The 7634-nt window shown below is 41.5% G+C and carries 5 protein-coding genes; all 5 read left to right on the top strand.

Going from position 1 to position 7634, the window contains the following annotated elements:
* A partial coding sequence (locus D7D25_RS14425) for an RHS repeat-associated core domain-containing protein (protein ID WP_185140267.1) occupies window positions 1-4356 on the top strand: 4356 nt, incomplete at its 5' end.
* 20 nt (window positions 4357-4376) lie between these two features.
* Window positions 4377-5009: a hypothetical protein gene (locus D7D25_RS14420; RefSeq protein ID WP_122969640.1), complete on the top strand. Its 633-nt coding sequence runs from the start codon at window positions 4377-4379 to the stop codon at window positions 5007-5009.
* Between the two features lie 293 nt (window positions 5010-5302).
* Complete coding sequence (locus tag D7D25_RS14415) at window positions 5303-5929, top strand: hypothetical protein (protein ID WP_122969639.1); 627 nt, start codon at window positions 5303-5305, stop codon at window positions 5927-5929.
* Between the two features lie 248 nt (window positions 5930-6177).
* Window positions 6178-6612, top strand: coding sequence for a hypothetical protein (locus D7D25_RS14410; protein WP_122969638.1), 435 nt, complete (start codon window positions 6178-6180; stop codon window positions 6610-6612).
* 61 nt (window positions 6613-6673) lie between these two features.
* Window positions 6674-7528, top strand: coding sequence for a hypothetical protein (locus tag D7D25_RS14405; protein WP_122969637.1), 855 nt, complete (start codon window positions 6674-6676; stop codon window positions 7526-7528).
* Window positions 7529-7634: the final 106 nt, after the last annotated feature.

Genomic DNA, 7634 nt, shown 5'->3' with positions numbered 1-7634 from the left:
GACGGCAAAACCGACATCTGCCTGATCAATGACAACGGCACGTATATTTACACGTTCGATGTCACGGGTTCCACCTATTCTGTAAGGCAGGTCTCCTCATACGCCGCACTTAAAAAATCGACCCTTGAAGGCAGGGAGTTATTAATAGGAGAGTTCAATGGCGATGGCAAGCCCGACTTCCTGTTGACGACCAAGTCGGCAATATCTGACTGGGCAATCTATTACGCGACGGGCGATGGACAGTTTGAAAGGGTTTCCACGTCGATCACCTCCAAAGGCGGTTCGGATCAGATCATATTGCAGGATGTGAACAGCGATGGACTCACGGATGTGATCATCACTTCAGGGAAATCGGGGTTTTTCACCTATTTGACAAGACCCGGCGCCTCCTACACAACCGACTCCTACACATCGTTCAATCATATTGGTTCCGTTTTGGTGCCCACGGATATCAACAGCCGCAACTATTTCCACCAATTGGTCGCCTTGAAGGACGGCAAAGTCACGCGGTTTTCTTACCCCCGCAACGACACGAAGGAGAAACAACTCACCGGATCGGTGAACAGCCTGGGTGTGGTGAGCAAGAACCATTACCGGATGCTTAACGAGGCGGATTACTATTATGCCAAAGGTTCCGGTGCGGTTTACCCCTATGAGAACTTCCAGGGTCCCTTCTCCGTGCCGGTCGGCAGGGAGCAGTACGTGAACGGGATTCGTACTGAAAATATGGAATACCGCTATGAGAATGCCGTCATCCACAAGCAGGGGCGCGGTTTCTGCGGGTTCGGAAGGGTTTTCACGATAGACAACATCCGTGAACGTTCCTACATGCGGGAATACGACCCGTACAATTTTGGCATTTTAAAGGTGGATGAGTCACCCACCGCCAAAATCACCCACACATGGTCGGTAAGCGTGCAATACAACAAGATCGCCAAGGTCCGGCTTACGAACAGTTCCTCTTTGGACAAGCTCACCAACCAGACCGTGACTTCCGCTTATGCGCATGACACATACGGGAACGTCACAAAGGAGACCGTCAATTATGGTGGAGGGATAACCAGGGTTACCGACCAGACTTACTACAACTCCACTTCCGGTAGCATCTACCTGATTGGTCAACCTGTAGCCAAAACGGTAACCAACACGCGCGGAGGCTCGTCGTGGATCAACAAGGAGACCTACACTTACAACGAAGTCCGGCTACCTCTTTCTCTAATTACCTATATAGGGACGAGTGGGACCAATAAAACAAGTGAAACACGTTGGACTTATGACGCCAACTGGAATATCAGTTCTAAAAAATCAGCTCCATATTACGTAACCACGTTTATAGGCCAAACGTATACCTATGATGCGTCTGGAAAATATATTGCATCAGTGACTAATGATCTGTCACAAACAACCACTTATTCCGACTATAATCCCTACGGTAATCCCGGAATCGTCAAGGACTACAAGAACAGAGCCACTACAAACAGTTATGACCCATGGGGACGGGTGACCTCCATTGCGCACCCCGAGGGGGTGACTGAAACCACGGCTTTCGCATGGGGTGGCAAGGGATTGTACACCCTTTCCAATACTTCAACCGGCAAACCGGATGAGATCATCCATTACGATGCTCTTGGCCGCGAAATACGTACCGGCAACCGGCGGTTCGACGGGCAGTGGCAGTATGTGGACACCGAATACAATACACAAGGACAAGTCAGCAGGACTTCACTTCCTTTCAGGGGTACCTCAGCCGAGCGGTGGAACAGCTATACTTATGATGGGTACGACCGTCCGACAAGGCTGACCCAGGCTTCCGGGAAAATCACCACATGGAGCTATTCCGGGTTGAGTTCAACTGAAACGAAGAACGGCATTGCTATCACAAGAACAATGGATGCCTCGGGAGCAATGGCAAGTGTGTCGGATCCGGGAGGCACGATCACATATACCCTGCGTGCCGACGGTCAACCCTCGGCCATCACAGCGCCGGGAGGCGTGGTCACCTCATTCGAGTATGACGCTTTCGGAAGACAGACAGCGCTTGCGGACCCGAGTGCGGGACGACATACATCTTACTATGATTACGCATCAGATGGAGTATTGACAATTACCGAGACCAACCCCAAGGGGACGACCATATCTGTATTTGACAAGTACGACCGTATTACCGGTATGCAACATACAGGGGAATTTACCACCACATATGCGTATAATGCCGATGGATTGTTGGCAAACGCGACCTCGACAAACGGCACTTCCAAAGCGTACACTTACGATGCTTATGACAGGATACTGACGGAAAAGGAGACCGTTCCCGACGGCAAGTGGTTGCAAAAGACATATGCCTACAGTGGCGGTAATGTGACCGCGATTCAATATTCGGCACAGAGTGGCGCGCTGGGAACCGAATATTTCATGTATGCCCACGGGCATAACACGGAAATAAAGCTCAATGGTTCAACCACCATCTGGAAACTGACCGCCGAGAATGCGCTGGGACAACCCACAGGAGCGGCCACGGGAAGCATGAGCAGGAGTTATTCATATGACGCCTTCGGAATCCCTACCGGCAGGACGGCCGGCAGTATCCAGAACTTCACCTACAACTTCGATGTGGAAAAAGGTAATCTGTTAAGCAGGGCAGATAACAAGTACAGCAAAACTGAAAATTTCTCCTATGACAACCTGAACCGTCTGACAAGCGCCGCCGGAAAGTCAATCACCTATGCGGCAAACGGCAACATAACGCGGATAGAGGGTGTCGGCACCATGACCTACGGCAACACCGCCAAGCCATACCAGCTAACCATGCTCAGTCCGGAAGGAACAGCAGTGCCGTTGCGCAACCAGAGCGTGGCGTACACCTCGTTCCATCGCCCGTCACGAATAGATGAGAATGGCTTGAGCGCCTCGTTCACATACAATGCGGAGGGAGGCCGGGTGAAAATGTACGTGGCCAACGGGACCACGCCCGTTCTGACACGTTATTACATAGGGGGACAGTATGAGCTGGATGCACCCTCGAACACCGAAAGGCTGTACCTGGGTGGTGATGCTTATTCCGCGCCTGCTGTATATGTAAAAGAAGCCGGTGTGTGGAAAATTTATTATATTTGCAGGGACTATTTGGGCAGTATCACCCATATAGCCAATGCGGATGGTTCTTTGAAACAGGAATTGAGTTACGACGCCTGGGGGCGGCTCAGGGATCCCTCTACGCAGGCGGTTTACGCTCCGGGAAGCGAGCCGGCGCTGTTCCTTGGGCGGGGCTACACCGGCCATGAGCACCTGCCCTGGTTCGGCTTAATCAACATGAACGCCCGGTTGTATGATCCGGCTCTTGGACGTTTTTTAAGTCCTGATCCGTATGTACAGGCCCCAGATTTCACGCAGAATTTCAACCGTTACAGCTATGCCTTGAACAATCCTTTGATGTATGTAGATCAAGATGGGGAATTTATCCATCTTATTATCGGAGCTATTGTAGGAGGTACAATTAATTTGCTTTCCAATTGGAAAAATATAGATGGAAACTTCTGGAAAGGACTAGGATACTTTGGCGTTGGGGCTGGTGTTGGAGCATTGTCAGCTGCAGGAGGAGCATGGGCCGCCGCTACTTTTAAGGCGGTTGGAGTCGCAGCAGGAGCTGGAATTGGAGCATTATCCGGATCTGTACTTGGTGCAGGTAGCAGTTTTCTCCTAAATGGTGGAAATAATCTAATGAGTGGAAATAATTTCCTCAACAACTGGAAATCAAGTACAATCTCCGGGGCCATAAATGGTGCTATTACCGGTGCAATTGGAGGAGGTATTGCCAGTGGAAAGGAAGCACTCAAGCAAGGAAAGAATGTCTGGTGGGGTAATGATGTCAAACACGGGAGAGGACAATGGTCATTTATCAATGCCGAGAAACCTCATACTGTAGTCGATTTTAAAACTCCAAGAGCTGGGTCCAGTAATTTGAATGACTGCGTCCCTACAACGATGGCAGAACTTGACAAGCATTTTGAAGGAAACCTTTCTTATGATGAATACGTAAAGTGTACTAACTATATTGACAATCGGGGTGTTACAATGAAATTAGGTGAATATGACAACTTGATAAATGATAATCTTTATGCAAAAAGATTCAATCCTGCACAACTTGAAAATTCTAGTGCTATGCAATCTATTAATGATTCTGGTAATATGGTGACAGTCCATATGAAACATGGAAGTTTGTACCACTCGGATAATATTCGTTCTATAAAATACTATTCCAACAAAGTAGTAGTACAATTGAGAATAGGAAGTTATAAATACATAGATCTTGTAAAAACCAATTATTTCAAAACATGGGAAGTTAGCGGAATGAAGTAACTCTATATTAATAAATAATCATGGAAAAATTAAAATTTATAATATCATTTTTATTAGTTGTATGTACTTTTCAATATATGAAAGCTCAATCGCATCTTCCATTAATTGAAGAGAAGTATGATCAATTGGATTCACTAAAGTATCTAAACAATTTGAAAGATGCCGTTATTCGGTCTTCAATACATGCCTATGGTGAACCTATTGATGAGGAGATTAATAGGGAATATAACATAATAAAAAATGGAATAAAAGATCAGAATATTAGGTTTGTCTTGAATGTCGATATAGATACGACTAAACTATATACCGATAATTATTTATTGGTAGAAGGCTTCGAATACGATTTTAATATTTATTGTCATGATAGAAAGTTCAATCCCACATACTATGTATTTTTCACAGAAGATAGATTGGATATATACGGCGATGTTTATCCGACTTTTTCAAAAAAATTTTCAAAAAAAATAAAAAATGCGATCAAAAGTATTTTGAAAAAAAGGCCAAAATATATGTTACATTGTCAACATTTACCCAATACTGTTTTATACGTCAAAGATGACAAGATATTCGTATATAGAGTCCTGCAAAGTGAAGAATATGAATTGAATGATTATGTGGCAAAATTTAAAAACACTGAAGGTTTTTATCATTGACAAGACTCGTTAAGGGTAAAGTTATACCAATTAAATATTTAGATGTTTTTGATTCTTTTGCTAATAAATAGTCTCTCGGAAGCATTCACTTCCGGGAGATTGACTGAGAGTAGAGTCATGTACATGTGGAATTTTGTACCATGCGAATAATATTCGTTCTATAAATATTATTCCAATAAAGTAGTTGTTCAACTGAGAATAGGAAGTTTTAAATACACAAATCTTGAGAATAGATCTCATTTTGTTATTTGGCGCGTTTATGGAATGAAGTTACCGTAAATTGATAAAAAGTTATGAAAAAAATAAAATTTATAATATCATTTCTATTAATTATGTTGACTTTTCATTTTGTGAAAGCCCAATCGCATCTCACATTAATTGAAGAGAAGTATAACCAATTGGATTCCGTAAGTTATATTGATAACATTAAAGATCCTATTGTTCGATATTCAATGCATGCATTTGGGCAGTTGAGCGATGATACAATTGAAAGAAGGTATAAGGTAATAAAAGAAGGGATTAAAAACCAGAATATGAGGTTTGTTCTTAATGTCGGTATAGATACGACTAAACTAGATACCGATAATTATTTATTGGTGGAAGATTTCGAGTACGATTTTAACATTTATTGTCATGATAAAAAGTTTAATCCGACATTTTATGTCTTTTTCTCTGAAGATAGATTGGATATAGTTGGCAGATTTTATCCTTCTTATTCGAGAAAATATACAAAAAAAGCAACTATTGCAATCAAACGTGTCTTGGAAAAAAAACCAAAATACATATTATCTTGTACCCTTTTGACAAATACAGTTTTATATGTCAAAGGTGAAAAAATATTCGTATATCGAATCCTGCAAGGCGAAGAATATGAATTAAAGGATTATGTAACAAAATTTAAAAACACAATGGGATTATAGTTCAGGAAAGACGTGGGGATACATGCTCGGTGGAGCTGTTGACATGCACGAATTTATGTTAGTTAGATTAAGTGATAAAACAGAAAAAGATACCAGATTATGCAGGATAGAATTAAAGACCCGAACTGGCAGGGATGGCAAAAAATAGAACATTATCATTTGGATTTGAACACCAATAAAAATATTACCATTCATTATTGGCATAATCCAAGAACCAATGTAAATACAGGATTTAAATTTAAATAGAGATGAGAGTAAAATGCGTATATAACACGGGGAAATACACTCCGAAAGATTTCTTTGTTCAATATAATTGGAATGAAGAGATGAAATTTGCTGAACTGACTATTGGAAAAGAGTACACGGTGTATGCTGTTTTTATTCTGTTCAATCATCCGTGTTATCTAATTTGTAGTGATATCTATGATGGGGTGTCTTATCAACATCCCATGTTTTACCCGGCTACTTTATTTGAAGTAACGGATGATATGCCGTCAAAATATTGGATAAAACGGAAAATAAATTTCAACAATGAGTGTGACATGAATGACGTTGGATTTCCCGATATTTTGAATGATGAGTATTTTTACGGGGGAGTTGTTGAAGGCTATGAAAAGGAAGTTCAAATTTTTCAAAGATGGAAAAGATTGATCGATAGAGAGGCTGAACACCACTCTTTATAACGATAGATGCCAGATATAATTCCCGTTTATGATCCAAAACTTCAATTGATATACTTACGCGATGAACAACCTGTTGGTATATATTGATCAGAATGGGGAGTTACCGTGGCTTATAGTTGGGATTATTGTAGGTTTTACATATTTAAAAGTAGCTCATGACAATACACCAAAAGAAAATCAGGGAAATCCATTAAAATGGAACTGGCTGCCTTGGAAATGGGGTAAACCGGACGAATTTGTTGCCCATTTTGGCTCAAATACGGATGGATCGGGAATGTATGGTGGTATATCAGCCGGAAAAGCAGGTCAACCACAACCGATGGTTGGTTATGGCAAAGATAAAGGACCGGGTATGGGGTACCATCATAGTGGGAAATCGAACATGTATTATCCACAATATGATTATAGTAAGCCGGAGAAAGGGGTGGAAAATGCGATTATTCAGGTTAGGAATGAATATAATTCAAAAAAATCAATTAAAAATTGGATGAAAGATCACTTTTACACATCAGCTCAAGGCGAGATTTCCTATGGAGTACAAATAGCAGTTTCTTTAGATAAAGGTATTGGAATAAATATTTCACCGGTTCATGATATTTTAATAGAAGGCAATCTCAGTAATAAAGAAGCGCCTAATTTTTATTTTGAAGGAGATGGAAGTATAAGGAAATTGTTGGATTTGGGGGCAAGTTACTATGCCGGAGTTAATTATAGTCAATCTATTGATTTGTCTTCTCTCCAATATCCATTTAAAACTCATACAATTGAAGTTGGAGCATTTGGAATATTCGGAGCAACCTTTAACTTTTATGATGATTGGAGTTTTAGAAGTGGATTTTTTGGCTTAGATCTTTCCGGAAAAATTGCTTTGGGATGGGGTGCTTCTGGATCTCTAAAATTAGGTTTTATATACTAATTATAATCTTATGTATTGCAATGAAAAGACTTTCAAGCAGAGTTACTTTCTTATATAAATATATTTTGCCGTTGTTCAATATATGTATTATTATCGTATGTTGTAT

This window comes from Proteiniphilum sp. X52 (genome assembly GCF_003712195.1).
Classification (GTDB): Bacteria; Bacteroidota; Bacteroidia; order Bacteroidales; family Dysgonomonadaceae; genus Proteiniphilum.
Note: the sequence above shows the minus strand (reverse complement) of the source record. Positions and strands in the feature narration are given on the sequence as shown.